Source organism: Rhodococcus sp. SJ-2 (assembly GCF_053750035.1).
Window position 1 is genome coordinate 461942 of sequence record NZ_CM132340.1, and the last position, 26988, is coordinate 488929.

The following is a 26988-nucleotide window of genomic DNA, read 5'->3' on the forward strand; positions in this document are numbered from 1 at the left end:
CCTACGTCAGACTCCCACTTCCAGCGCCGCACGGTCGCCTTCGAGGATCGCGGCGTGGGCTCGGCGCGGGGTCACGGCATCACCCACTCGCGACACGCGGATCCCGCTCTCCGACAGAGCTGTCCACAGTTCGTCGACGGGTTCTTGGTGAGTCGCGACGACCACGCCGTCGACCGTGAGCACACGGGTTCGTCCGGTGGGGTGATGTGCCAGCGACACGTCGAGTCCTTCGTCGCGGGCCGCCACCCCCGTCACAGTCACGTCGGTGATCCTGTCGATGCACTTCTCGTGTGCACGACGCAGCCAGCCGTCCATGTCGAGAGTGAGGCCGAGGTCCTGGCCGACGATCATTCCCGGGGTACACACCGTCACGTCGCAGCCGCGGTCGGCGAGTAGTTCGGCGACCGACGTCGCCTCGTGGAATCCGAGATCGTCGACGACGAGTATCCGGCCGGACGGCGTTGCGCGACCTTCCAGCACGTCGCGCACGTCGACAACCTGCTGAATCGCAGCCGCCCATGCGGGACGGAGTGGACGTGCGCCCGTCGCCACGATCACCGCGTCGGGCCGCAGTTCGCTGACGACATCGACATCGACGTCGACGTCTGTACGGATCTCGACGCCTGCTCGCAGGCATTCCGCTTCTAGGCTCGTCACCATCGAGAGAAGTTCACCACGGTGGGGTGCGGTTGCTGCGTCGCGAATCTGGCCTCCTACCCGCGCTTCCCGCTCACACAGGGTGACGATGTGACCTCGACGGGCAGCGGTCGCGGCGGCCTGGAGACCGGCCGGTCCCCCACCCACCACGAGCACGCGGCGGCCGGGCACGCGAGGCTCGGGTAGCGGCACCGACTCCCGGCCCGCACGCGGGTTCACGGTGCAGCCGATCCACCGGCCGAGACCGACGCGGCCGATGCATTCCTGGTTGCAGCCGATGCACGGGCGCACCTCGTCGTCGCGACCGGAGAGCGTCTTTCCGGCGAAGTCCGGATCGGCGATCTGTGCTCGCACCGCGCCGACGAGGTCACACACACCGCCGGACAGGGCTGCCCGAACCTGGTCCGGTCTCGTGAACCGCCCGACACCGACGACCGGCAGGGACACCGCGGCGCGGATTGCACTGGGCACGAACAGGGAATAGCCGTGCGGGGTCGCCATCGGTGCCTCGATGAGGTGCAACGTTTCGGTCGCGACACCCACTGAGGTGTTGAGGTAGTCGACGTGACCGGTGGTCTCGAGCATCCGGGCAACCTGCACCGCGTCGTCGACGTCGATACCGCCGCCGGTGCCGTCGTATCCGCTCAGCCGCACCCCGACCACATGGTCCGGCCCGATCTCGGCTCGGACTCGAGCTACCACCTCGAGCAGCAACCGCGCTCGTCCACTCAGGTCGCCACCGTATCGGTCGGTGCGCGGATTGGCACCGGACGCCAGGAAAGCACGCAGGATCGAGGCCTGCGAACATTGGATCTCGACACCGTCGAATCCGCCGTCGATGCATCGACGCGCGACGTCGGAGTATCCGTCGACGAGTTCAGCGATCTCGGGTTCACCGATTGCCATCGGCACTTCCCGGAACAACGGGTCGGGGTCCGTTCCCGGCGACCACAGCGGACGTCCGGTGTACATCGAGCTGCCTTGTGCGCCGTTGTGATTGAGCTGCGCGAGGATTCGGGCTCCGTGTCGATGCACGGTGTCGGTGAGTTGTCGGTATCCGGGTAGCACCGCCGGATCCCACCCGCGGATCAGTTTCTCGTAGGGCCGGTCCGAGGGATGCACGGTGTGTTCCTCGGTGATGATCATGGCTGCACCGCCGCGCGCACGCGCCTCGTAGTAGGCGATGTGCTGATCGGTGATCATGCCGTCGACCGCGAAGTTGGTGAGGTGGGCGGGGAAGATCATGCGGTTGCGCAGCGTGAACGGCCCGATCCGCAGGGTGTCCTGCGGATCGGCTCCGTCCGCGTCGCGCGACATCGGTTCAGACCTTGGAGTTGCCCTGGTCGAGCGCCATCTGACTTCCGGTGATGGTCTTCGCACGGTCGCTCGCGAGGAAGAGCACCGAGTCGGAGATGTCGTCGGGATCGGCGATGGGCTTCTCGGTGAGGATCGGGACGAAATTCGGCCCCCATGCAGGGTGCTTGTCGAACAACTGCAGGACGGCAACATCGGTGCCCATGGGGGTGTTCACACCGTACGGGTGGATGGAGTTGACGCGGATGTTGAACTCTCCGAGTTCCTTCGCGGCGGCCTGGGTGATGCCCACGAGGCCGAACTTGGCTGCTGCATAGTTGATCTGGCCCGGCATTGCCTTGAGGCCCGCGACCGAGCTGACCACGATGATCGATCCGCCGTTGCCCGCCTCGATCATCGCGGGTGCCGCAGCCTTGAGGGTTTTGAACACGCCTGTGAGGTTGATGTCGATGAGCTCTTCGAACTGGTCGTCGGGCATTTCCCAGAATCGGTTCCATGTGCAGATACCCGCATTGGCCACCACGACGTCGAGCCGGCCGAATTGCGCCACGCCCTCGTCGACCACGGATTTCAAGGCGGCGCTGTCGCGGACGTCCCCGATTCGGGCAACGATCTTGCCGCCCACCTCCTCGACCAACCGGACGGTCTCGTGGAAGTCGTCCTCGGTTGCCTGCTCGTAGGTGGCGTACTCCGTGACCGGTTTCGCGACGTCGATCCCGATGATCGATGCGCCTTCGCGCGCGAACCGCAGGGCATGGTTGCGGCCCTGCCCCCGCGCGATACCGGTGATGAAGACGACTTTGCCGTCGAATTCGCCCATTGCAGCCGTTCCCTTCGATCGTCGAGTAGAACTTGTTTCAGTTTGCTCAGATTACAGCGTGCGTCCCAGTTCGTACCCTTCCTCGACCGCTGAACGGACAGTTCTCGGTGCGACGCAGTCGCCGATACGCATCGTCTTCGGCCGCCTGGGCGAACCCGGACGCAGCGGGGCGCAGTCGACGAGGGTCGCCTCCGCCACCACCACCGAGTCGTCCGCATGGCGGCACCGGAGGTGAACACCGTCGCCATCGACCGCACTCACCGTGACGTCGAGGTGCCGGGTGATACCGGCCTGCGCGAAGCGTGTACCGGCCGCAACGAGATCGCCCGTGGGCGCCAACCTGGACCCGGCAATCGGATCGACGGTCGCGTAATGTACCTCGGCCCCGAGTTCCGCGACACGTTCGGCAACCGCGACGGCGGCCGGGCCGCCTGCAGGGTCCCACACGACCACCCGGCCCGAGGTTCGGCAGGGCTTCGCCAGCGCCTCGACTGCCGTGAGGTACCGGCTTTCATCTGCGACGGGAAAACCCGGGCGGCGGGGTTCACCGCCGGTGGCCAGCACCACCGCGACGCCCTGTGCGACTGCCGACTCGATGTCGGCGTCGACGGCTTCGGTTCCGCTCCGAATCTCGACTCCTATTGCACGACAACGACTCTCGATCCAGCTGGTGAGTGCGGAAAAATCAGCACGGCCCTGCCCGGCCGAGATCAGCGCCGTCAGGCCTCCGACACGTTCGTCCCGCTCGGTCAATACGACACGGTGCCCGCGTTCGGCGAGCACACGCGCAGCTTCGAGACCGGCCGGTCCGCCGCCGACGACCATTACGTCGCGGGTGTCGTCTGCGTGCCGAACCGGCGGCCGGGTCTCTCGCCCTGCCTCCGCGTTTCCGATGCATCCGACGATCGGGTTGCGGAAATCCCGGACGAGACACGCTTGGTTGCATCGCACGCACGGTCTCGGCCGTCGACCGTCTCGGATCGAGCGCACGAGATCGGGATCGGCGATCTGCGCACGCGTCATCTCGACCATGTCGCAGATCCCGTCGAGCGCGAGTGCCGCACGCTCGGGGTCGACGACACTACCCTGCAGGACCACCGGGCAGGCGCCGTCGACAGCGTTGCGAATCCCGCGACACAGGTCGCCGTTGAATCCTTCTGGAGTGTGCGCGTCGGGGCGGTAGGCCTCGGGTGTGTAGAGACCACCGCGCACGACGGTGAGCAGGTCGAGATGCGGGGCGAGGCCGCGTGCCCACTCGGCCGCAACATCCGGGGTGATACCCGCCCAGGGAGCGTTCTCGTCGCACGACAGGCGTAAGGCCACTATTCGCGTCGCACCCAGCTCGGCGCGAACGGCGGCCAGCACCTCGCGCAGCAAGCGCAGCCTGTCGGCGCCGTATTCGTCCGCGCGATGGTTGGTGAGCCGGGACAGGAACTGGCGCAACAGCGCGGTGGGCCCGGCATCGAGTTCGACTCCGTCTGCATCCGACGCGACTGCAATCGCGGCTGCACGCCGGAATCCCTCGATGACGGCATCGATGTCGGCGGCGGTCATCTCGGCGGGCAGTTCGCGGGTCGCCGGGTCGGGTACACGCGACGGAGCCCACAGGGCCGACTGCGACCAGGCGCTGGACCCCTGCAGGCCGCTGTGTCCGAGGCCGACGAGGACGAGAGAACCAAGGGGACGGCACGCGTCGACGATTCGTGCCCACCCGGTCCCGCTGTCTTCCGCGAGGGGCGCGCGCTCGTAGGGATGATCGAGACGGTGGACCGATGCGACCTCGGTGACAACGATGCCGGCGCCGCCGCGCGCACGCCGCTCGTAGTAGGCGACGTGCTCAGCTGAGAACGACCTTCCCTCTGCGAGATTCGTCTCATGGGGACCGAAGATCACCCTCGCCGGAGCAGTACGTCCGGCGAGGGTGATCGGATCGGTGAGCCTGATCGGGCAGGCACGCCCTGAGCTCATCTGTGTCGGAACGAGATTCGTCTCAGATGCCGAGGTCGCGGCGGAACCCGGCCGGTACGAACACGTCGTCCGGGGTCAGCTCGTGGATCGAGTTCTTACCGAGACCCATGAGAGCGGAGCCGATCCCACCACTGAGGATGTCGAGGACGTTCTCGACACCGGCCTGACCGTTCGCGGCGAGACCCCATAGGTAAGCGCGTCCGATGAGAACGCCCTTGGCCCCGAGCGCCAGTGCCTTGACGACGTCGCTGCCGCGGCGGATACCGCCGTCGAGCAGCACCTCGACGTCCTTGCCGACCGCCTCGGCGATAGCAGGCAGCGCGCGAATCGGCGCGGGAGTGCCGTCGAGGTTGTTACCGCCGTGGTTCGACACCGAGATCGCGGTCACTCCGGCATCGACTGCCCGCTTGGCGTCGTCGACGCGCATGACGCCCTTGAGCACGAACGGTCCGTCGCCCCACTGCTCACGCAACCACGCAACGTCTTCCCACGTGGGCAGCGGGGTGGTCATCCATTCGCCGTACGCACCGAAGAACGTGGGCGCTTCTCCGCCCGGGAGCGTGAGGTTCGGTGTGGTCAGATCGGGGACTCCGCCCGTCTTGGCCCACTCGAGCAACCACTTGGGACGTGTGATGCCCTCGGGACCGAACTTGATCATCGCGTCGAGATTCATCTTCTCGGGGATGGCCGGGCTGCCCCAGTCGCGGCCGTTGGAGAACGACCAGTCGAGGGTCATGATCAGGCCCTTCGCCCCGGCTGCACGGGCACGTTCCATGCGCTGGACGAGCACCTCGCGGCTGCCCACCCAGTACATCTGGAAGAACGTCTTGTCGTTGACCGCGGCGACATCTTCGATGGATTTGCTCGCGAACGAGCTCAGTCCCATCGCTACACCTCGGGCAGCCGCGGCGCGAGCCACCGCGACCTCACCGTCGGGATGCACGGCCTGCACGCCGGTCGGGGAGATCATCACCGGCAGTGACACGTCCTGCCCCAGGATGCGGGTGCCCATCTCACGTTTGTCGGACAGCCCGGCAACGTGCGGAGCGAAACCGAGTTCGCGGAACGCGGCCGTGTTGTCGTCCACCGTGAGACCGGCTTCCGACCCGGCAACCAGTGCGCCGTAGACGGACTTGGGCAGTCGTTTGCGGGCGCGCTCCTGCGCGATCGCGACCGTTTCGAACCAGGGGTCCTGGGCCCACGGGTTCTTCAGCCAGGAGGGCTTGGCCATCTGAAGTGGTCTCCTCGGGATCTACAGACCTGCGAGCGGATTCTCGTCGCAGAACTTGGCGGGGGGTTTGGTGAGCAGGGTCAGGGGCACCGGCGCCGCAGGGGTGCGACGCTCGGCGCGCTTGCCGGTACGCGAGTGGTCGACGCTGGACTGCGGCACGGTGCGTTCGCCTTCGAGTGCCGATTGTCCGTATCCCTGAACACATTCGGGATCCGGTCCGTCCATCGGAAGACCTGTGAAGAACTTCGCGGCCATGCATCCGCCGCGGCAGGAGTCGTAGAAGTTGCACGACGCACACGCACCGGCGGACTGCGGTTCGCGCAGCGAACGGAACAGTTCCGAGGTCTTCCAGACCTGTGAGAATCCGCCGTCGGTGAGGATGTTGCCTGCAAGGAAGTTGTCGTGAATCGCGAACGGGCAGGCGTACACGTCTCCGATCGGGTCGATCAAGCACACGACACGGCCGGCGCCGCACAGGTTCAGGCCGGGCAGCCCACCCCCGCCGTCGGAGCCTCCGAAGGCGGACAGGTGGAAGAACGAATCGCCGGTGAGCACCCCTTCGCCGTGCGCGACGAGCCAGTCGTAGAGCTGTCGCTGCTGCTCGTGGGTGGGGTGCAGGTCGTCCCACACGTCCACGGCACGACCGGAGGGGCGCAGCCGCGTGATGCGGAGTGTCGCGCCGTACTGATCGGCGAGAGCCTTGAACTCGTCGAGCTGATCGACATTCTGGCGGGTGACGACAACGGAGATCTTCGCGTCGCGGAAGCCGGCCTCGGACAGATTCTCGAGCGCACGCACGGCCATCGCGAAGGAGCCCGGACCGCGCACCGCGTCGTTGACCTCGGCGGTCGCGCCGTCGAGGGAGATCTGCACGTCGACGTAGTCGGAGGCGGCGAGGCGCGCGGCGACCTTCTTGTCGATGCGCACGCCATTGGTGGAGAACTTCACGCCCACCTGATGCTCCGTGGCGTAGTCGACGAGCTCCCAGAAGTCGGAGCGCACTGTGGGTTCACCGCCGCCGATGTTGACGTAGAACACCTGCATGCGCTGGAGCTCGTCGATGATCGACTTGCACTGCTGCGTGCTGAGTTCGCGGGGGTCGCGCTTACCGGAAGACGACAGGCAGTGCACGCACGACAGGTTGCAGGCGTAGGTCAGCTCCCAGGTCAGGCAGATCGGGGCGTCGAGACCTTTTTCGAACTGGTCGACGAGGCGACCCACCTTCGGTGGTGCAGAGGTTACGGGCGGTTCGAGCAGAGACGTCATGGCGAATCCTTGCTGGGTCGGAACGTCAGGCGGGAACGATCATGTTCGAAGCGGCCAGCGTGCCGAGGGCACGCACGTAGGGTCGCTCGGCGCTCTCGTCGATCCCGTGGGCGCGCAACGCCTCTTGCACCGATGCATGACCATCGAGCGACTTGACGACCTCGACGATGACGGTGTTCTTCAGGAACGACAGCTTGCGGGTGCCGAAGTGGTAGAGCAACGCCCCGAAAGGTTCGGGGCGAAGCGCTACCTGCGGATGGAGCCGCCAGGTGGCACCCGGGTCGAACGTTTCGGTGTCCATAGCTTCGGGGGACACGTCGGTGGCTCCGGGCGCGGTCATGTCAGTACACGCCGCACATACCGTCGATGGACACCTCTTCGACGAGAGACTCCTCGATCAGATCGGACTCGATCACGGCGTTGTCACGATCGGACATGCTTCCTCCTCGGTTCTTTCGCACTTCGGTTTCTTCACACTCCAGAACTGGAGCCCGGTGTCACACCACACTTGCACTGTGACCCGGTTAACCACTCTAATGGCATCGAGTGCAGAATGTCACGTGAGGGAGGGCACAACGATGCGAAGCCGACGAAAACCGTCCGCTCGGGTAGGACGACGCCCGTCCACCACGAAGGAGAGCCTGTCCGCGATCGGCATCGAGTTGTTCCAGAAGGCGGGCTTCGACGAGACCAGCGTCGACGACATCGCTGAGGAAGCAGGCATTGCGCGGCGTACCTTCTTCCGGTACTTCCCTTCCAAGAACGCTCTGGCCTGGGGCGATTTCGATGCGCATCTCGATCACATGCGGGACCTCCTCGCAGCGATCCCCGACGATGTCCCCCTGGCCGAAGCACTCACCACCGCGATACTCGACTTCAACACCTTCCCGGATTCGGAGACCGATCGCCATCGCGCACGAATGAGCCTGATCCTGCGCACGCCGGCACTCCAGGGGTACTCGGCGGTGATGTACGAAGGGTGGCGGCGCGTGGTAGCCGAGTTCACCGCACGTCGCACCGGCGCATCTCCGGACGATCACATGCCGCGCACGCACGGGTACCTGCTTCTGGGTGTGGCTCTCGCCGCGTACGAGGAGTGGCTGGACAACCCCACGGCGAATCTCCGAGAGCTGATCGCCACCGGAATGCAGCCCCTCACAGCAGGACTCGACTACAGTGATCTCACCGTCGCTCCACACTCCACCGAGGTTGGCCTGCCATGACCGTGCTCGATTCCCTCGCCCCGTGCCCTCCCGGACGCTGGTCGCATGACCACGTGACGGTCGAGCACGTTCCGAGCGGCGGTCTCACCCTGCGTCGTGGCGACGACCGATTGCACGTGACGCACTCACTCACCGCCGACCAGCTCAGCGAACGGCTCGTCGCCGAAGTCACCGCCTCGGTGCAGGACGCCGCCTTCGGACAGGAGGAGTTCGAACTGACCATGGTGGGGCTCGTCCGCTCCACGGTCCCCGGCGCACTCGACGCGTGGGTCACCTACTACCGCAATTCACTGGGCGAACTCCTCGACGGCACGGCAGAATTCGCCCCGATCCACGACAAGGCCGAAAAGCTCGTTCGGGGCCACGTCCTCGACCTCGGGTCGTGCTTCGGTTTCCTCCCGCTCCGCCTTGCTCGCGCAGGTAGCCGCGTGACGGCCACCGACATCCTGCCCGGCACCATGCGCCTCCTCGACGCCGTCGCGCCCGAGCTCGGCATCGAACTCGACACGATCGTGTGCGACGCCGCGCACGTGCCCGTCCCCGACAACAGCTACGACACCGTCACCGCCATCCACCTGCTCGAACACGTCGACGACGAGATAGGCGACGCCGTGCTGCGCGAGGCACTGCGGGTCGCACGTGAACGCGTCGTGGTTGCCGTGCCGTTCGAGGACGAGGCAACCGCGTGCCATGGGCACATCCGGACGTTCGATCTCACCGCGCTCGTGACGCTGGGCCGCAGGACCGGGCTGCCCTACGAGACGTTCGAGCACCATGGCGGCTGGCTCGTCATCGATGTGCGCTGACGCACATGAACGTCCAGTCCACCGTCACCGGCACGGACCTGCGGCGACAGCACGTGATCGGCGTCGTAGTCGCCGGAGCGTAGCGGCCGGAATTCGATCGCAGGTTCGGTGTCGAGGTGGTCGAGCCGAGCATGCAACCGGCGCTCCTCCACGTCGAAACCCTGCGCGTCGAGGAAGTTCGCACTCGCGATCAGATGCGGTCGCAGCACCCGCATTCCGGTGTAGAAGCCGGTGCCGTGGAGCAGCGGCCACAGCACGTGATCGATGGAACCGCTGATTCCTCTCGGACCCAGCGCAGACTCCCGGTCACCCGCGGTCACCACGACGAGGAGCGTCTTGCCCGCGAGGCCGCCGTCCCCGTACTTGACGACATGTCCGTGCTCGTCGTGCACTCCGAATGCGAACCCATTGGTGAACACGCGGTCGAACCAGCCTTTGAGTATCGCGGGCATGCCGTACCACCACAGCGGGAACTGCACGACGATGTACCGTGCCGCCCGCACCGCATCCTGTTCGCGACGAATGTCGGCAGCGAGCCCTCCGGTTACGGTGGCATGCTTCTGCTGCGCCGACAAGGTGTCGTCCACCGGATCGACGAAATCTGCGCCGGAGAGCACCGGATTCCAGTTCTGCGCATAGAGATCCGAAATCGACACATCATGGCCGACGCACCGCAGCCGATCCGTACCAGCCCGGAACAGCGCGTGATTCAACGAGGTTGGATCGGGATGCGCGTGCACCCACAGCACGCTTTCGTTCGACGTCATACTCCCATACTGTGAGCCTGCAGCCCCGATGTGAAGTACGCACATTTGTGTCCGATAGTGACAGAAACGTAAGTATTGGAGGTCCGATGCACAGGAAAGCGGTGGCAACGGCGCTGCGAGTGTGTCCGGTCGAAGTGGCGGTCGCGGTCCTCGGCGGGTCGTGGAAGCTGACGATCGTCAAGTACCTGCTCGACGGACCGCGTCGATTCGGGGAACTCGGACGACTCGTCGGACCTGTCAGTCCACGGGTCCTCACCCGGCAGCTCCGCGACCTCGAAACCGACGGCATCGTCACCCGTACCGTCTTCGCCGAGGTGCCGCCGCGGGTCGAATACACATTGACCGATCTCGGGCGGACACTCGACATCGCAGTCGCCTGGCTCGACGAGTGGGGCAAGAACTTCGAGGAGCAGTTGCCCTCGCCCTGACGAGGTCAGATCAGGCCCTGCTTGCTCGCCGCATACACCGCCTCCGCACGCCGGCTCACTCCGAGCTTGCGCATGATGTTGCTGACATGGAATTTCACGGTGGTCGCCGAGATATACAGCTGCTCACCGATCTTCGCGTTCGACAGGCCACCCGCGAGCAGTTGCAGCACCTCGAGTTCCCGCCCGGTCAGTTGTTCGACCGAGACGCCCTGACCGTTGAGGGACCGCACGACCGCCGCTGCACTGCGCGAATCGAATGCGCTCTCCCCACGCGACACCGCGCGAATGGCACGAACGAGTTCGGTGGTGTCGACATCCTTGACGACGTAGCCGCGGGCACCTGCATGCACCGCACGGACGACGATCTGCTCGTCGAGGAAGGTAGTGAGGACGAGCAAACCGGTGCCGGGGTGGGACGCGGACAACTGCCCGCACAGGGCCAGACCTTCGAAGTCGGACCCGGCCGACAGTTTCAGGTCGAGCAGGACGATGTCCGGACGCATCCGGTCGACCAGCGCGACCGCCTCCACATCTGTGGACGCCTCCCCCACCACTTCGAGGTCGGGTTCCCGATCGAGGATCGACCGCAATCCTTGTCGCAGGATCGCGTGATCGTCGACCAGCGCGATCCGGATCGTGCCGGAGGGCGCCCGCTGCGGTTGTTGTCGGGTCGCGGTCATGGTGTCTCTCCCGTGGTGGCCGGGTCGGCCGGGCGCCGAACCGGAATCCGGACGGCGACGCGAACCCCGCCGATCCCGGCTCGGCGCACCTCGAGGGCGCCGCCGAGTTCGTGTGCGCGGGCCTTCATGTTGGCCAGCCCGCGATGACGGCCGTCGAGATCGTTGCCCGCCGCCAGCTTCAACATCAGCCGCATGCGCGCGGGATCGCCGTCACCGTCGTCGGCGACGGACAACAGCACCGAGTCGGGGCTGTAGGTCAGGCGCAGGATCGCCCGGGTCGCGTTCGCGTGCACGGCGGCATTGAACAGGGCCTCACCCGCGATCCGGAGAAGTGAGTGTTCGGCGTCGCCGGACAGTTCGACGGGTGTGCCGCCCACCCGCACCGCGATGTCGAGTTCGGCGGGCGTGTGCGCCACCCGGAGTTGCTCGAGCATCTCGGGGAGCGACGAGCGATCGGCGTCGGAGGTGCGGTTGAGGGCGTAGATGGCGGATCGGAGTTGTTCGACGGCGCGGCGGGTCAGCTCCTTGGCCAGATCGAGACGCTCGCTGCGCTCTTCGGTGGGAATGTCGCTGCGACACACCTCTATTTGCATTCCGGCGGACAGCACGGCCTGGGTGACACTGTCGTGGAGTTCACGTGCGATGCGGTGACGTTCCTCGTCGAGCGCTTGATGCCGGTGAGCGGCGCCGAGCCTGCGTTGGGTCAGTGCCAGCTCGCGCAGCGTCGCCTCGAGTTCTTCGTTGCGTGCTTGCAGGTCGGCCGCCGAACGATTGGCTTCCTGGTACGCCAGTTCGGCGCGGTGGAGCAGCAACTGTCCCCGCTGATACAGCGCCGAGTTCTGGAGCGCGACCGCGGTCTGGCTCGCCAGAATCGACAGCACCGCACGATCCGTGGTGTCGAGGACGCGATGCTCGGGTGTCCACGCCGCGATCGCTCCGGCCACACCCCCGTCGAGGACGATCGGCACGAACGCACGGTGCGGCGCGACCTCGGTGCCCTGCTCGATCGATCCGCGGCGGATGTCCTCGAGGACGGAGACCACCTCGTCGGGCAACGGTGGCCCTTCGACGTTGTCGACCAGGAACGGGGTGGCGTCGGGCCCGAGCACGAGTCGGCGCGGACCTGCGTCGGGCAGGGTGCCGTCGGTGAGCGCGAACGCCACCCAGCGGGCGCTCAGATGTGCGCGAGCGGCCTCCGCAACTGCGCAGATCAGTGTCTCGGGGCCCTCGACGGTGCGGACCAGGGCTCGGGAGATCAATTCGAGCGCATACACAACCCGTTCGAGACGTTCTGCCGCACCGCGATATTGAGGATAGAACGTCGGCTTTCCCGACCTGAGGCCGGTGAGCGCCGAGAGATCCGGCGCGCTCACAGTGCCGTCCGGAACAGTTCGATCATCTGCTCGTGGGTTGCGGTACGCGGATTGGTGGACATGCAGGCGTCGCGGAGTGCCCCCTCGGCGAGCCGCGGGAGGTCGCCCTCGGTGACTCCGAGCTGCTTCAGCCCTCGTGGCACACCTACCCGGCGGGAGAGGTCGTCGATCCGCGCGGCCACCGCTTCGACTGCGTCGGCTGCGGGTCCACGTGCTTCGTCGAGTCCGAGCGTCGCGGCGATGGTGACGTACGGATCGGGATCGGACGCGCCGTTGAATCGGATGACATGCGGGAGCAACACCCCGTTGATGACGCCGTGGGGCTGATCGAGGAGACCACCTACCTGATGGCTCATCGCATGCGTGGCACCCAGAATCGCGTTGGTGAAGGCGAGTCCGGCCTCCAGGCTCGCCTGTGCCATCGCCGCGCGCGCCGCCATGTGGAGTGGGTCGTCGATCGTCCGGACGAGTGTGCCGGTGACCATGTCGATCGCCCGCAGCGCGTGATGGTCGGTGAGGGGATTGTGTGCGAGGGAAACGAATGCCTCGACGCCGTGCGTCAGCGCGTCGAGGCCGGTTGCCGCGTTGAGATCGTCGGGCATGGTGGTGAGCAGTCGCGGGTCGATCACCGTGAGATCGGGCACCAGGGACCGCCCGATGATGGTGATCTTGCTGCCGCGTGCGGTGTCGGTGACCACACAGAACTGGGACACGTCGGCACCGGTACCGGACGTCGACGGCACCATCACCATCGGTGGAATCGGCAGGCTCGCACGGTCGACTCCCTCGTAGTCGAGGATGCTGCCGCCGTTGGCGGCGAGGATCGCGATACTCTTCGCGGCATCGATCACCGAGCCGCCGCCGAGCGCGACGAGCACATCGCAGCCGGCCTCTCGGTACACCTCGTGTCCGGCCGCGACCTCGTAGTCCTTGGGGTTCGGAGTCAGGTCCGACCAGATGGTAGGACTCAGGCCCCGGTCGAGGAGGTGGCGGCGCAACTCGTCGACCCAGCCTGCTGCTGTCAGGCCCGGGTCGGTGACAAGCATCGGCCGAACCCCGCCGAGGCGCGCCGTCGCGTGCGCCGCCTCGACCAGCGACCCCTCCCCGAACACGATCTCGGGGGCGTGGAACTTCACGACGCCGGGGCGGCTCCCTTCGCCGATGTGGTGGCCCACCCCTGCATACCCGGGTTCCGGCACGACGACGGCCACGGCTCACTCCTGACGATCCGGACGAAATTTCTGTGATCCAGCTTACGTGGGCATCCCAAGCCTAGGACGCTGCGGACAGGCACGCACCGGGCCTGCGGACGGGCGCTGAACCTACCCGAACGGGTAGGTCCGGTTGCGTCAGGTCTCGTCGGTTCAGGTCGTGGTCACTGACCGGTGTCTCCCATGACGGCACCTTCACGGCGCGGATCGGCGCCACCGATCCAGCCGTCGCCGTCGCGCTGGAGCGCACTGAGCCCGCTGGATTGCGGCGCGACCGACACCTCGTGCCCCATGTCGCGGAGTTGTTGCACGAGGGGGTCGTGTGCGCCGTCGTCCGAGGCGTCGATCGCGGGGTGTTCTCCACCGACTCCGGTGACCGGTGTGTTCGCAGCTCCGAACGACACCGCAGAGACGGCCTGCTGCGGGTCGAGTCCCCAATCGAGCGAGTTGACGAGGGTCTTGACCACGAACTGGATGATCACCGAGCCACCGGGTGATCCGACGACCATCTGCAGATCGCCGCGTCCACCGTCGGGGGTGCGGTCGAATACGAGGGTTGGGGCCATCGAACTGCGCGGACGCTTACCGGGTTCGACGCGGTTGGCAACGGGCATGCCGTCGTCGTCGACAGGCTCGGCGGAGAAGTCGGTGAGCTGATTGTTCAAAAGGAATCCGTCGGTCATGTGGAACGACCCGAACGCCGACTCGATCGTCGTCGTCATGGATGCGACGTTGCCGTAGCTGTCGGCAACCGAGATGTGGCTGGTGCCGTGTTCCGGCGTCTGTTCGGGAACGCCGAGCGGCACGGGACCGAAATCACCCGGTTGCGCTTCGCCCATGCTCTTTCCCGGATCGATCAGGCCCGCACGTTCTGCGAGGTAGTCCGGGTTCACGAGGGTGTCGAGCGAACCTCCGGGCAGCGGAACGAAATCGGAATCGGCGACGTACTTGTCGCGATCCGCGTAGGCGAGTCGCTCGGCCTCCGAGACCAGATGGACGGCATCGGCGTCCGGCACGCCACCGTCGGAATCCACGGTGCCGGGCGGCAACCCGGCGAGGTCGAAGTTCTCGAGGATGCCGAGTGTTGCGGCCACCGTCACACCGCCGGACGACGGATTCGGCATCCCACAGATCTCGTAGTCGCGGTACGGGGTGCACAGGGGCGTGCGCACCTTCGCCTCGTATCCGGCGAGATCGTCGAGGGTCATCGTTCCGGGCGTGCGCCCACCCGAGTCCGTTGCCGTCGCGTCGACGATGGCCTGCGCGATGTCACCCGTATAGAAGGCGTCGGCGCCACCCGTGGCGATCGCGCCGAGGGTCTTGGCCATGGCCGGGTTCGTGAGCGTCTCCCCCGCCGGTTTGGGGCTCCCGCCCGGGAGCAGGAAATACGCGCGGGCATCGTCGTCGACCGCAAGTTGCGCCGCGGAGTCGGCGATCGAATCGGCCATGCGATCGCTGATCACGATTCCCTGGTCGGCGAGTTCGATTGCGGGGTCGAACAGGTCGGACCAGCCCGTCGAGCCGTGTTCGGCGTGCACCATTTCGAGCATGCGCAACACGCCCGGCACTCCGATAGACCGCCCGCTGGCGCGCGCGTCGGGCTTCGGATCCGTGCGGTCGGTGTCGCTTATCCAGCGTAGGTAGTTCTCGGTCGCGGACATCGGGGCCGTCTCGCGGCCGTCGTAGGCCTCGACCTCTCCGGATTCGGCGTCGTAGTACACGAGGAACGCGCCACCACCGATGCCGGACGACTGGGGCTCGACCAGTCCGAGCACCATCTGCGCGGCCACCAGCGCATCGGCCGCAGTGCCACCGTCGCGGAGGACTTCGCAGGCCGCTTCGGTCGAGACCGGGTTCGCAGTCGACACCGCATACGAATCGGCGGTCACCGCGGTCATGCCCGTGCGATAGCCGGTGGCGATCTCGGGATTGGTCGAGATATCGCGGTCACCTGTCTCCGGCGACGGGGGTGCGCCCGTGAGCGGCGTTCCGTTGGGCCCCGCAGTACAGGTCGCGGCAGCACTCTGCGTGTCGTCGCTGGCCCCGCCCTCGGATCCCGACGCGCACGCGCCGACGAGCGCGAGCGACACCGCCGCTGCAGCAGCGACCCTGATTCCCGACCGAATTCTCTCCCCCGAGATCATCCTCCGACGGTAGCCGGGCGAGCGCGGCGCCGTCGGCATTCGCACGACATCGAGTTTCTCCGAGTGCCCTTGACAGACGGCACATACGAGCGCATTCTTTATTCAACCAGATGGTTGATAAACCTGAAGGTTGCTAAAAATGGAGGCTCGACCGTGCACGACGACGCGAACGACGACCAACTCGACCTGGCATTCACTGCCCTGGCCGACCCGGTCCGCCGCCGCATCGTCGCCCGGCTCAGCCGCGGGCCCGCCACCGTCAACGAACTCGCGGAACCGTTCGCGATCACCAAACAGGCGATCTCGAAGCACATTCAGGTTCTGGAACACGCCGGACTCGTCACGCGCACACGCGACGCCCAGCGCCGTCCCGTCCATCTGAATCCCGCGCGGCTGGAGATGCTGACGGCCTGGATCGACCGCTACCGGTTGGTCAAGGAACAGCAGTTCCGCGATCTCGATGCCGTGCTGGCCGGGGAATCGGCCGACCCGAAACCATAAGGGTTCCCCAGAGGAACCTCCCTCGGAAAGGTTCGTCATGAGCAACGCCCTGAACGTCACCGTCCCCGACGGTGTCCCCTTCATCGACTACGCGCGCGAATTCGACTTTCCTGTCGCCGACGTGTTCCGCGCCCACAAAGACCCCGACCTGATTGCGCAGTGGCTGGGCCCACGCGGCATGGAGATGACGATCGACCACTACGATTTCCACACCGGCGGCAGTTACCGGTACACCCACACCGACAACGATGGTTCGTACACGTTCACGGGAGTGTTCCACACCGTGCGCGAGAACGAATTCGCCGTTCAGACATTCGAATTCGATGGCTTCGCCGATGTGGTGAGCATCGAGTTCCTCACTTTCACCGATCTCGGCGGCGGGCGCTGCAGGCTCAGCGGCCACGCCGTGTACCCGAGCATGGAAGCTCGCGACGGAATGGCATCGTCCGGGATGGAGACCGGCATGAGCCAGGGCTACGACCAGCTCGACGAAGTTCTGGCACGCGTGTCGGCGCCGTGAACAGCCGAGCTCGGCCACGCACCGATCACCGAAGCGCGTGGCCGAGTTCCGCTGCGTGCGAAAGCAATTGTTCGCCGTCACGCGCAACGACCACGTGATCGCACACGTCCGCGTAGTCGGGCATCGCGCATGTCGCCTGTGCCCAGTACCGCTTCGGTTCGGGCGTGATCCATGCCAGGCGATGAACCCGCCGCCGGAGTTCTTCGAGCCGATCGACCCGCGCAGGCAACCCGTTGCACCGCCCGTCCCCCACAACCAGAACCGAGGTCCGGTTGTCGATCGATCCGGCGTGCTCGACCAGCAGCTCGTCGAACACCCTGCCGTAGTCGCTGCTGGCCTCGAGATCCACGCCGGGATGCGCGAGCACCGCCGCGAGCGCGCCGTCTCCATCAGCAGCGAGTAGCCGCTGCGTCACGTCCACCGGGCGATCCACGAACGCGACCACCCGGCAACGATGCGCGCGACCATGGATCGCCTGTGCAAGACGCAACGTGAACGCGGTGATCGGGCGGACCGACAGCGACACGTCGGCGAGCACGAGCAATCGCACGCGATCGGGACGCGGCGCACGGACCACGAGGTGGAACGGCACTCCGTCGGTGCGCATCCCGGCGCGCGCGGTACGGCGCATGTCGAGCCGGCCGCGGGTCAGTTCACGGGGGCGTGGTCGCGCGGGACCGCGCATCCGCCGCAGTACCTCGTGGCACGCGAGCTCGATCTCGGCACGATCGACACCCGCCGCGTCACGGGACTCCGGAGCTTCGACTTCCTCGGTGCCGGACGGGCTCACCCCGGCCAGCGATGCCACGAACGCCTCGACTGCGTCGACGAGACGGCTCAGTTGCGCCTCGCTGAGTGGCCCGTCGAGGACGTCACCGCCGTACATTCGGTGCGGATCGTATGCATCGAGCCACGCGAGGATGGATGTCGGGTCGTCCCACGACAACGACCCGACGACCGCGGCACCAGGATCCGCGGACAGTTCGCCGACCGTCGTCGAACCGGCACGCTCGACGTCGACCGTGTAGGTCACGCCGCGCCGGCCCGAGTCCGCACCGGTGTCGACCGACAGCTCGGCATCGGACGACGTCATCGACACATCGTCGTCGTCCTTGTGCGGATTGAAGCCCTTCTCGGCCTCGGGAGTGTCGAAGTGGTCGCCGACTTCTGCAGCACGCTCGTTGTATTCGGCGTAACGGGCGATGCTCGGATCGTCGTCGATCTCGAGGGCGGTGGGAAGGGAGTCGGCGAACTGGGCACGTAGCGGGTCGTGAGAGTCGGCCGTGGCAGCGTCCACCGCACCGAACAACTCGTCGAAAGCACGCTCGAAACCGGCACGTTCATGCGGGTATTTCGCGCACACCGCGCGCAGGCACGACCGCAGCGCCACGCGATCACGGGCCCCCACAAGGCCGAACACCCTCCGCACTTCGATGGTTTCGGCGGGTGAAGCCGCGACACCGTGCTTACGCAGCAGCAGACCGAACACCGCGGACACCACGTCCAGCGGGTGCCGGGCGCGCCGGCGCTCGGGAGCACTCACATACATGACGCGGTCACCGCCGCGCACCGCTGGCGGCCGCGTCGCGACCGCCTCCACCACGACCCCGGAAGACCGCAGTGGTGGTGTTGGCAGGATTCGACGCCACGGTCACACGTTCCGCCGGCACCGTCGCGGCAGCGGGTGCCGGTACCGGTACCGGCGTCGTACCATCGAGGCGATTCTTGACGAGGTCCACGTCGCCGGTGTATTTGAGCAACGTCGACAACAGTACGTCGCGCATATCGACTACCGGATTCGAATCGGGTACACCACTTTCCATCACCGACGCGGCACGAGCCGCATCGATCACCTCAGAGATGGACGGGCTCTTTCGCAGTGGCAGATCGCGCAGTGTGCGCGCCAGTTCGACGACCTGCCCCGCGGTACCCGAGGACACCTCGGGTGCGCGGGCGGTCACGATCTCCCGTTCGCGCTCGAGGGTCGGGTATCCCACGTGATAGTGCAGACAGCGGCGTTTGAGAGCCGGGGACAGCTCCCGGGTGTCGTTGGAGGTGAGGATCACCCACGGCATCGAACGGGCGGCGAATGTGCCGACTTCGGGAATCGTGACCTGACGTTCGGCGAGAACCTCGAGCAGCAACGCCTCCATGGACTCCTCGGTCCTGTCCACCTCGTCGACGAGGAGCACCACAGGCTCCGGTGACAGCACGGCATCGAGCAGCGGGCGGACCGAGAGGAACGCCTCCGAATAAAGACCGAAGTCCTGTTGGGCGAGAAATCGGGACGCGTCGGCAATGTCGGGGTGCTGGCCGAGAAGTTCACCGATCCGGTCGCGCAGCATCTGTACGTGCAACAACTGTTTGGCGTAGTCCCACTCGTACAGCGCGCGGCTGTCGTCGAGTCCCTCGTAGCACTGGAGCCGGACCAGCCTGCGACCGCCGACGGCGGCGAGCGCCTTGGCGAGCTCCGTCTTGCCCACCCCGGCCGGACCTTCGAGCAGCAGCGGTCGTTCGAGTGCGGTGGCGAGGTGAACGACGGTCGCGAATTCGTCGTCGGCGATGTAGTCGTGCCGGCGCAGCGCGTCCTGCAGTTCGGCGCCGTTGGAGAAGGTCGTCATGGGTCCTCCGGTGCGTGCGGGCTCGGGCCCGGGAGCGGGAGCGGGTAGAGCGTGGGATCGCGCCCGGGAGCGGGCAAGGGGCAAGCCGCCCCCGGGCGCGGGGTCTTGTCGGGTCAGTAGGACCGATTGATGCAGTGATCGACGACGGGGATCATCGACTCGACCGTGACCTCACGGGGGTTGCCCGGGGTGCACCAGTCACCCTGGATGTGCTCCGAGATCGCCCGTACGGTCTTCTCGTCGCCCGGGATCGTCTCGCCGCGACCGGCGTACTTGCCGGTGTTCATCCGGTTCTTGTCGTACGAGTCGGTGCGGACCTGTCCGAAGTTGTCGGGAATCCCGACGTCCTGCGCCAGCCGGATCGCGGCCTCGACTGCGGCGTCGGCAGCCTGCACAGTCGTCATGTTGCGGGTATCGACACCCATCGCCGTCGCAATGCGTGCGTAGTTCTCGTACCGCGATGGCAGGTTGTACTCCCACACCCGCGGAAGCGCGATCGCGTTGTTGAGCCCGTGGTGGCTGTCGAAGAACGCCGACGTCGCGTGCGAGATGGAGTGCACGATCCCGAGACCACCGGAGTTGAACGCCTGCGCAGCGATGTACTGGGCATTCATCATTCCCTCGCGCGCCTTGAGGTTGCGGGGCTCGTACACCGCCTCCCGCAGGTTCTTCGCGACGAGTTCGATCGAGTACAGAGCGTTACCGAGCGACGGCGCGAAGTCCAGGCGCGAGACGTAGGGCTCGGAACCGTGAGCGAGGACGTCGAATCCGCAGTACGCCGTGAAGTGTTGCGGGCAGGTGTAGTAGAGCAGCGGATCGTCGATGGCCAGGGTGACGATCGTCGCCTCGTCGAAGCCGACCCATTTGTGCGGGTGATCCATGTCGGAGGTGTCGGTGATGACGTAGGCCCAGGAGGTCTCCGAGCCGGTACCGGCCGTGGTGGACACCGCGATGTGGGGCGGATTCTCCTTGTTGGTCGATTTCGCGAAACCCTCGAACTCGTTGATGTTTCGGCCGTCGTGGGCGATGACGACGCGGGCGCCCTTCGCGGCGTCGTGGCTCGACCCGCCGCCGACCGAGATGATCGAGTCGCACTTTTCCTTCTGGTAGAGCGCCGCTGCTTCCATGACGTTGTAGTCCTTGGGGTTGGACTCGACCTTGTCGTAGAGGACGACCTCGACACCCTGGTACTCGATCTTGCCTACGAGTTCTTCGATGATCCCGGAACCGCGCAGGCCGGTGGTCATCAGAAGGGTGCGCTTGAACCCGAGATTCTTAGCTTCGACACCGATGATGTCGTGCGCCCCGACTCCCATGAGAGCGCGCGGGAAGGGGTGGAACTCCTTGATGGGAAAGTCCCAGATCTGGTTGAGCTCGATTGCCATCGTGGTTCTCCTCGATTATCGGCGGGATGATCGGCGGGTGTGATGTACGCCTCATGCACGAACAACAATCGACCAGGGAGTTCGCCCGGAGAAGGTCCGCACACGGAAACCGTCCGGTCGCGGCGGCAGGACCGTCCGATCGGGCAGGCAGGCCGGGACCGAACGGGTGGGCAGCACATCCGCGGCCCACTCCCGGTAGCGTGTCGGTGCCACACTACGGCTGGTATTCTTCAAACTAGAACGCGTTCTAGAATTGTGGTGCGCAGCACACTGCCGCCCCACGTTTGCACGAGAGGACAATTCCCATGACGACAGTCGAGGTGCCGCACGGGTCACGATCGGTGATTCTCACCGTGTCTGCCGTCATCGAGGAGACGCCGGACAGCCGCTCGATCGTCTTCGCCGTGCCCGAAGAACTGCGCGAGAAGTTCGCCTACAAGCCCGGCCAGTTCCTCACGCTGCGCATCCCGAGCGACCGAACGGGATCGGTCGCTCGGTGCTACTCCCTGGCGAGCTCGCCGTTCACCGACGATGCCCCCAAGGTAACGGTCAAGCGCACCGTCGACGGGTACGGCTCCAACTGGCTGTGTGACAGCATCTCGGCGGGCGACGAGGTCGAGGTCCTTCCTCCGTCCGGGGTTTTCACGCCGAAGTCCTTCGACCACGACTTTCTGCTCTTCGCAGCAGGCAGTGGCATCACCCCGGTCATCTCGATCCTCAAGTCCGCGCTGACGCAGGGCTCGGGCAAGGTCACACTCGTGTACGCCAACCGCGACGAGAAATCCGTCATCTTCGCCGAAGAACTGCGCGCACTCGGTGAGAAGCACGCCGACCGGCTCACCGTCCTGCACTGGCTCGAGTCGGTGCAGGGCCTGCCCACGGCGACACAGCTCGCCACCGTCGCAGCGCCGTTCGCCGACCGCGAAGCATTCATGTGCGGACCCGGCCCGTTCATGGACGCGGTGCACCGGGCGCTACACGATGCCGGAATGCCGCGCACCAGCGTGCACGCCGAGGTGTTCAACTCGCTCGCCGGAGATCCGTTCGCCGACCACGAGCCCGTCGAGATCAGCGACGACGAGGCCGCCGACGCAGCGACCGTCGAGGTCGAACTCGACGGAGAAGTCCACACCCTGTCGTGGCCTCGCAAGCAGACGCTCGTCGACATCATGCTGGCCAAGGGCATCGACGTGCCGTACTCCTGCCAGGAGGGCGAGTGCGGATCGTGTGCGTGCACCGTGCTCGAGGGCAAGGTCGAGATGGAACACTGCGATGTGCTCGATCCCGAAGACATCGAGGCCGGATACATCCTGGGCTGCCAAGCGCGCCCCGTCACCGACACCCTCAAGATCGAATTCTGATCATCCTCGAGGTGTCTGCGGCTCCTACGCCGGCGTGACCTCCTCGAGGCGCACCGGCGCACGCTTCGGCTGCCGCAGCACCAGCGCGATCCCGGATGCGAGTGCGAGGGTCGCGACGATCGCGCTGTAACCGACCGCGGTGGCGGTGAGCCCGAACGTGCCCGTGGCCACGCCGGCAGCGATGGCGGGAACCGAGAACGCGAGATAGCAGACCACGAACATGGTCGCGAAGATCTGTGCCCGCTGGTTGGGGCGACCCAGGCCACTCACGATTCCCATGGCACCCAGGAACGTGGACCCCCAGCCGAACCCGGCAACCGCGGTGCCCACGAAGTACAGCACCACCATGCCCGACAGCAGGGCAGCCGCAACCACGACGACACCGGCCGTAAGCAGGACCACGCCCGTCACGACGACGCGGAGTTCGGCGAATCGTCGCATGACCACTGCCGCGACCGAGCCCGCTGTGAACAGGGTCGCGACGGCGAGCCCGGCAACGAGCCGGTCATCGATACCGAACACCGCATCGACGATCGACGTCCCCAAGGACATGTACAGGCCGCCGAGCGCCCACGCCGACATCAAGCACGGCAGAACCAAGAAGAACTGTGCACGCACTCCCTGCGGGAGCGCGACACTCGGCTTCAGGGCACGCAGCGCTTCCCTCCGAGAGGAGAATCCTTCGGGCTGCGAATGCTCCGGCACGAACGGGAGCGCGATCACGATCGCGATCGCGAGGGCCGCGACGAGCGCATAGCTCAGCACCGTCGGGAACGGCGCGAACTGAACCAGCAGACCGGCACCCGCCGCACCGAGCCCGAGCCCGAGCGACGGTGCGATGCTGTTGATCAGCGGGCCGATCCGAGGGTTGGGTTGCAAGTCGATCATCCCCGCGGCGACGGCGCCCGTGGCTGTACCCACCGCCAATCCCTGGATGATGCGCGCCACGATCAACCATCCCGCACTGTCAGCGAGAATGAACACGACCATCGAGATCGCGAGAATCAGCATCGCGGCGCCGACGAGCGGACGGCGGCCGATGCGATCCGACAACGAACCTACGGTGAGCAGGGTCGCGAGCAGAGAGACGACATAGATCGCGAAGACCACGGTGAGCACGGCCGCCGAGAATCCCCACATCTCCTGGTAGACGGGGTACAGAGGTGACGGTGCCGACGACGATCCAGTGAGGGTGAACGCCCCCACCCCCATGACCGCGAATCCGAAAACACGCGATCCGGCATCGGATGGGGCGGACGGAGCCATCGAACCTCCAGCAGTCGAACCGGCGACAAGGAAACAAGGAAACAAGGAAACAAAACACGAGCAGCAGCGCCGCACATAACGGCGCTGCTGCCTGTGCAACATCGTCGTCCGGAAAAATATTTCGCTTACGTCACGATCAACACCGACAACCGTGCTGGGCTGCAGAAAGGTTTATCACTTGGCAACTCGCCCGGTCATTGACCGACCGGTCGATCAGGCCTATACCGAAAGTGAGGGACACATCCTCACAGACACATTTCACAAGGAGGCCACCATGTTCTCCGACAGCCGGCTGCAGGACTACGTAGCCGTCGTTCTGGGCGTTTTCGCCGCCCTCTCACCACTGTGGTTGGACACCAATTCCAACGCCATGTGGTCGCTCATCGTCCTCGGTGTGCTCGTCGCCCTGTGCGGCATTGCACAGATCATGAGCCCGGCAACAGCTGCGATCGACTACGCCATGGGCATCTTCGGCGCACTGCTGTTCATCTCGCCGTGGGTGATGTCGTACACCGCATTCAGCGGAGCGTCGTGGACCGCATGGGTCGTCGGTGTGCTGACCGTGGTCGTCGCGGTCGCTGCGCTGCCCGCCATGAATACCCGCATGCACGGAGGCCGCTTGGCGACACATCACTGAGACGACTGTCATATCCGAAACCGATCACTGTCCCGGTGGAAAAACCGGCTAGCGTCCGGCGCTGCCATCGGGACGGTGACCCCTCCAACTCTCGGAGGTGATCGGTGAGTACTCGGCGCGCCACTGCGCACCCCGCCACCCGCAACCGCATCCTCGACGCCGCCGAGGACTTGTTTGCCGAGCAAGGATTCGATGCGACCGCGACCACCGCCATCGCGACTGCAGCACACGTGCCGAAGGGTCTGATCTTCTACTACTTCCCCACCAAGGAGGCGATCCTCGACGCACTGATCGCCGAACGGCTCCCCACCGAACCGATTTCCGACGTCATCGCACTCGTTGCACCGGGAGATCCGGCATCGAGCCTGGTCAACCTGGATACTGCCCTGAACCTCGAACGGAACGAGTCCTCGGTACTCCGCGTGATCATCTGGCGGGAGGCCGAAACACACACCGACGTGCGCACTCACGTACAGCGCCTTCGCACACACCTTCATGACACCACGATGCGCGTCCTCCAGGCGAGTTCACCGGTACCGGTGTCGGTGAACGCCCTGCGCACTGCAGCGACCGCATGGGTCTCGGCGATGCTCTCCGCAGCCACGACCGACCGACTGTTCGGTCGCGACGGCCTGCCTCGTGCCCACGAAGAACTACAGAACATTGCACGCTTGATCGCGGCAGGGATGTCCCGGATGACGCCGCTGCCGGGGATGCTGGCCCGGATCCGGGGGTGACGACAGCTCTGCCGCCACGCGGGGCCCCGGACTCAGCCGATCGGGCCGGACTCAGCCGATCGGGTTCGGAGCCGTCCCGAACAACTCGCGGCCGGCGGCGAAGGCGCCGGCACCTGCCGGAAGGGTGCCACGCTCGCCGCTGAGAAACACCTCGATGCGCCCCGATCCCGGCGAATCACGGCCGAGCGCGTCCATTCTGCGCAGTGTCTGCTGCGCGACGGCCTCGGCGCTGTCGAACAAGCGCACCCCCGCGGGCAACTGCGCGACGATCGTGTCCGCGACAAGCGGATAGTGCGTGCACCCGAGAACGACTCCCTGGACATCGTCGGGCGTGCGCTCGACGGCCGAAGCAATCGCGGCAGACGCGCCGTCGCGGTCGCCACGATCGATCGCATCGGCGAGACCGTGGCACGCGACTCCGACGACGTCGCTGCCGTTTGCGAACTGTGCGATCAGATCAGCCTGGTACCGACTCGCAGTGGTCGCCGCGGTCGCCCAGATCGCAACCGACCCGCACGCGGCGGCCGCCGGCTTGATGGCGGGAACAGTGCCCACGACGGGCACATCCGCGCCGAGGTCGGCGCGCACGTGCTCGAGGGCGGTGACGGACGCTGTGTTGCACGGCAGCACCACGACCTCGGCTCCCCGCTCCACTGCCCGCCGGGCTGTTGTGACTACACGCTCGATGACCCAATCGGACGGCTTCGGACCCCATGGTGCGCCTGCGGGATCCATCGACAACATCAGGTCGAGGTCGGGGCGCAGGCGCCGCAACCATGCGGACGTCGGAAGCAGCCCGAAACCCGAGTCGATAAGAGCAACCATCACCCTACGAATCTAACGGGTCCGGGCTACCGGGCTCACGCCATGGTGGCGAGCAACTCCTCGATGGGTGCGCCCGCCGCGATCTTCATCCGGTTCTTCATGACCTGAGCCGGCATGCCACCGCCGACGACACCGACGAGCCGGCCATCACGTTCGTAGAAGGCCAGGAACTTGCGGCCGTCGTCGCGCACCACGTGCACGGTGTCGTCGCCGCGTACCGCACCGAGCCCCTGGATCTTGATCTCGTACTGGTCGCTCCAGAAGTAGGGCACCGCCGAGGCAACTCCCACATCGCCCGAGACCAGAGCCTTCACGAGCACGGTGGCCTGCTCACCCGCGTTGGTCCAGTGTTCGATGCGCTTACGACCCCCGTCAGGAAGCTGCCAGGATGCGACGTCGCCGACCGCCCAGACGTGGGGAGCCGACGCGCGACCCACCTCGTCGCACACGACACCGTTGTCGAGCTCGATGCCCGAACCGTCGAGCCACGCGGTGACAGGGATCGATCCGATACCGAGCACAACCAGGTCGACAGCGACTTCGGAGCCGTCGCCGAGCACGGCGGAGGTGACGCGCTCGTCGCCGCGGAGTTCGGCCAGACCGACTCCGGCCCGCACATCGACCCCTTCTTCGGTATGAAGTCGCGAGACCAACGAACCGACCTCGGTACCGAGAACGGACGCCAGCGGAGTCTCCTGAGGCTCGACGAGCACGACCTCGACGCCTTTCGCACGCAGGCTCGCTGCAACCTCGCACCCGATGAACCCGGCACCGACGACAAGAGCACGTGCTCCCGGCACCACGTCTTCACGCAGCGCGCGACTGTCGTCCATCGATCGCAGTACGTGCACGCCCGCGAGTTCCTTCAGACCCGGGATCCGCCGCGGACGAAGGCCCGTCGCGATCACCAGTTCGTCGTAGCCCAACTCGGTTCCGTCGGCGAGCGTGACAGTCTGCGCAGCCGTGTCCACCGACGCGGCCGGGCTGGCGAGCCGCAGATCGATCCTCTGCTCCTCGAAGAACTCCTGGGGGCGCAGCGTGGTGTCGTCGCGGTCACCGCGGAGGACGTCCTTCGACAGCGGAGGGCGGTCGTACGGTAGGTGCGTCTCGTCGCCCACGAGCACCAGTTCGCCCTCGAACCCTGCGCGGCGCAATTCCTCCGCGGTTCGCACACCGGCGAGTCCCGCTCCGACAACGACGATCCGATCAACTGCCACCTGAGTCCATCCTCCTGAAGTCGTGACGTA

26 protein-coding genes are annotated in these 26988 nt (G+C 66.2%); 8 read left to right on the top strand and 18 right to left on the bottom strand.

The window, feature by feature from the left end:
• Window positions 1-6: 6 nt before the first annotated feature.
• The 7 genes from ACSYG9_RS02030 to mftA are packed head-to-tail and all read right to left on the bottom strand — an operon-like array spanning window position 7 to window position 7693.
• Window positions 7-1974: a mycofactocin system FadH/OYE family oxidoreductase 2 gene (locus tag ACSYG9_RS02030; RefSeq protein ID WP_454840977.1), complete on the bottom strand. Its 1968-nt coding sequence runs from the start codon at window positions 1972-1974 to the stop codon at window positions 7-9.
• A gap of 4 nt (window positions 1975-1978) precedes the next feature.
• A complete protein-coding gene (locus ACSYG9_RS02035) occupies window positions 1979-2791 on the bottom strand; it encodes a mycofactocin-coupled SDR family oxidoreductase (protein ID WP_440125581.1) in 813 nt (270 codons plus the stop codon).
• 51 nt (window positions 2792-2842) lie between these two features.
• The gene (locus ACSYG9_RS02040) at window positions 2843-4759 is read right to left on the bottom strand and encodes a mycofactocin system FadH/OYE family oxidoreductase 1 (RefSeq protein ID WP_454840979.1); all 1917 of its coding nucleotides are present in this window, start codon (window positions 4757-4759) and stop codon (window positions 2843-2845) included.
• A gap of 22 nt (window positions 4760-4781) precedes the next feature.
• On the bottom strand, window positions 4782-5990 hold the full coding sequence (gene mftD / locus ACSYG9_RS02045) for a pre-mycofactocin synthase MftD (RefSeq protein WP_440125583.1): 1209 nt from the start codon (window positions 5988-5990) through the stop codon (window positions 4782-4784).
• A 21-nt stretch (window positions 5991-6011) separates the two neighbouring features.
• Entirely contained in the window at window positions 6012-7256 is a 1245-nt protein-coding gene (gene mftC, locus ACSYG9_RS02050) for a mycofactocin radical SAM maturase (protein WP_440125584.1), read from the bottom strand.
• A 25-nt stretch (window positions 7257-7281) separates the two neighbouring features.
• Entirely contained in the window at window positions 7282-7596 is a 315-nt protein-coding gene (gene mftB / locus ACSYG9_RS02055; protein WP_440125585.1) for a mycofactocin biosynthesis chaperone MftB, read from the bottom strand.
• A 1-nt stretch (window position 7597) separates the two neighbouring features.
• A complete protein-coding gene (mftA, locus tag ACSYG9_RS02060) occupies window positions 7598-7693 on the bottom strand; it encodes a mycofactocin precursor MftA (protein WP_006553546.1) in 96 nt (31 codons plus the stop codon).
• 141 nt (window positions 7694-7834) lie between these two features.
• Between mftA and mftR the strand changes: the two genes are divergently transcribed.
• Together mftR and mftM are read left to right on the top strand one after the other, a co-directional pair.
• Window positions 7835-8479 (top strand): mycofactocin system transcriptional regulator, encoded by a 645-nt coding sequence (gene mftR, locus ACSYG9_RS02065; protein ID WP_440125586.1) that lies wholly within the window; start codon window positions 7835-7837, stop codon window positions 8477-8479.
• A complete protein-coding gene (mftM, locus tag ACSYG9_RS02070) occupies window positions 8476-9285 on the top strand; it encodes a mycofactocin oligosaccharide methyltransferase MftM (RefSeq protein ID WP_454840984.1) in 810 nt (269 codons plus the stop codon). Before mftR ends, mftM begins: the two co-directional genes overlap by 4 nt.
• Here the strand turns inward: mftM and ACSYG9_RS02075 are convergent.
• On the bottom strand, window positions 9234-10052 hold the full coding sequence (locus tag ACSYG9_RS02075) for an NAD(P)H-dependent oxidoreductase (RefSeq protein WP_454840986.1): 819 nt from the start codon (window positions 10050-10052) through the stop codon (window positions 9234-9236). The genes mftM and ACSYG9_RS02075 overlap by 52 nt on opposite strands.
• A gap of 86 nt (window positions 10053-10138) precedes the next feature.
• On the opposite strand from ACSYG9_RS02075, the gene ACSYG9_RS02080 reads away from it, so the two are divergent.
• The gene (locus ACSYG9_RS02080) at window positions 10139-10480 is read left to right on the top strand and encodes a winged helix-turn-helix transcriptional regulator (RefSeq protein ID WP_440125589.1); all 342 of its coding nucleotides are present in this window, start codon (window positions 10139-10141) and stop codon (window positions 10478-10480) included.
• Window positions 10481-10485: 5 nt separating this feature from the next.
• Here the strand turns inward: ACSYG9_RS02080 and ACSYG9_RS02085 are convergent, their stop codons facing one another.
• From ACSYG9_RS02085 to ggt, 4 genes are all read right to left on the bottom strand, one after another.
• Window positions 10486-11160, bottom strand: a complete 675-nt coding sequence (locus tag ACSYG9_RS02085) for a MadR family response regulator transcription factor (RefSeq protein WP_440125590.1) — start codon at window positions 11158-11160, stop codon at window positions 10486-10488.
• A complete protein-coding gene (locus tag ACSYG9_RS02090) occupies window positions 11157-12533 on the bottom strand; it encodes a MadS family sensor histidine kinase (RefSeq protein WP_454840989.1) in 1377 nt (458 codons plus the stop codon). Before ACSYG9_RS02090 ends, ACSYG9_RS02085 begins: the two co-directional genes overlap by 4 nt.
• The gene (locus ACSYG9_RS02095; RefSeq protein ID WP_440127500.1) at window positions 12530-13696 is read right to left on the bottom strand and encodes an iron-containing alcohol dehydrogenase; all 1167 of its coding nucleotides are present in this window, start codon (window positions 13694-13696) and stop codon (window positions 12530-12532) included. Before ACSYG9_RS02095 ends, ACSYG9_RS02090 begins: the two co-directional genes overlap by 4 nt.
• Window positions 13697-13908: 212 nt before the next feature.
• Window positions 13909-15888: a gamma-glutamyltransferase gene (gene ggt / locus ACSYG9_RS02100; RefSeq protein WP_454840992.1), complete on the bottom strand. Its 1980-nt coding sequence runs from the start codon at window positions 15886-15888 to the stop codon at window positions 13909-13911.
• 153 nt (window positions 15889-16041) lie between these two features.
• On the opposite strand from ggt, the gene ACSYG9_RS02105 reads away from it, so the two are divergent.
• Together ACSYG9_RS02105 and ACSYG9_RS02110 are read left to right on the top strand one after the other, a co-directional pair.
• Window positions 16042-16389, top strand: coding sequence for a metalloregulator ArsR/SmtB family transcription factor (locus tag ACSYG9_RS02105; protein ID WP_440125593.1), 348 nt, complete (start codon window positions 16042-16044; stop codon window positions 16387-16389).
• A gap of 37 nt (window positions 16390-16426) precedes the next feature.
• Complete coding sequence (locus ACSYG9_RS02110; RefSeq protein WP_440125594.1) at window positions 16427-16909, top strand: SRPBCC family protein; 483 nt, start codon at window positions 16427-16429, stop codon at window positions 16907-16909.
• Window positions 16910-16934: 25 nt separating this feature from the next.
• On the opposite strand, the gene madC is transcribed toward ACSYG9_RS02110, so the two are convergent.
• The 3 genes from madC to mdo form a co-directional block, all read right to left on the bottom strand.
• The gene (gene madC / locus ACSYG9_RS02115) at window positions 16935-18458 is read right to left on the bottom strand and encodes a MadC family VWA domain-containing protein (RefSeq protein ID WP_440125595.1); all 1524 of its coding nucleotides are present in this window, start codon (window positions 18456-18458) and stop codon (window positions 16935-16937) included.
• 7 nt (window positions 18459-18465) lie between these two features.
• Window positions 18466-19530 (bottom strand): MadB family AAA-type ATPase, encoded by a 1065-nt coding sequence (locus ACSYG9_RS02120; RefSeq protein WP_454840995.1) that lies wholly within the window; start codon window positions 19528-19530, stop codon window positions 18466-18468.
• A 113-nt stretch (window positions 19531-19643) separates the two neighbouring features.
• The gene (gene mdo / locus ACSYG9_RS02125; RefSeq protein ID WP_440125597.1) at window positions 19644-20915 is read right to left on the bottom strand and encodes an NDMA-dependent methanol dehydrogenase; all 1272 of its coding nucleotides are present in this window, start codon (window positions 20913-20915) and stop codon (window positions 19644-19646) included.
• Between the two features lie 305 nt (window positions 20916-21220).
• On the opposite strand from mdo, the gene ACSYG9_RS02130 reads away from it, so the two are divergent.
• A complete protein-coding gene (locus ACSYG9_RS02130; protein ID WP_440125598.1) occupies window positions 21221-22276 on the top strand; it encodes a 2Fe-2S iron-sulfur cluster-binding protein in 1056 nt (351 codons plus the stop codon).
• Window positions 22277-22300: 24 nt separating this feature from the next.
• Here the strand turns inward: ACSYG9_RS02130 and ACSYG9_RS02135 are convergent, their stop codons facing one another.
• Window positions 22301-23542, bottom strand: a complete 1242-nt coding sequence (locus tag ACSYG9_RS02135) for an MFS transporter (protein ID WP_440125599.1) — start codon at window positions 23540-23542, stop codon at window positions 22301-22303.
• A 274-nt stretch (window positions 23543-23816) separates the two neighbouring features.
• Here ACSYG9_RS02135 and ACSYG9_RS02140 point away from each other — a divergent pair, with 274 nt between their 5' ends.
• Both ACSYG9_RS02140 and ACSYG9_RS02145 read left to right on the top strand, forming a co-directional pair.
• Window positions 23817-24179 carry an SPW repeat domain-containing protein gene (locus ACSYG9_RS02140; protein ID WP_440125600.1) on the top strand — a complete coding sequence of 121 codons (363 nt, stop codon included), beginning with the start codon at window positions 23817-23819 and terminating at the stop codon, window positions 24177-24179.
• Between the two features lie 104 nt (window positions 24180-24283).
• On the top strand, window positions 24284-24916 hold the full coding sequence (locus ACSYG9_RS02145) for a TetR family transcriptional regulator (RefSeq protein WP_440125601.1): 633 nt from the start codon (window positions 24284-24286) through the stop codon (window positions 24914-24916).
• Window positions 24917-24967: 51 nt separating this feature from the next.
• Here ACSYG9_RS02145 and ACSYG9_RS02150 read toward each other — a convergent pair whose 3' ends face one another.
• Together ACSYG9_RS02150 and ACSYG9_RS02155 are read right to left on the bottom strand one after the other, a co-directional pair.
• Window positions 24968-25744: an aspartate/glutamate racemase family protein gene (locus ACSYG9_RS02150; RefSeq protein WP_440125602.1), complete on the bottom strand. Its 777-nt coding sequence runs from the start codon at window positions 25742-25744 to the stop codon at window positions 24968-24970.
• Window positions 25745-25776: 32 nt separating this feature from the next.
• Window positions 25777-26958 (bottom strand): FAD-dependent oxidoreductase, encoded by a 1182-nt coding sequence (locus ACSYG9_RS02155; RefSeq protein ID WP_440125603.1) that lies wholly within the window; start codon window positions 26956-26958, stop codon window positions 25777-25779.
• Window positions 26959-26988 lie beyond the last annotated feature (30 nt).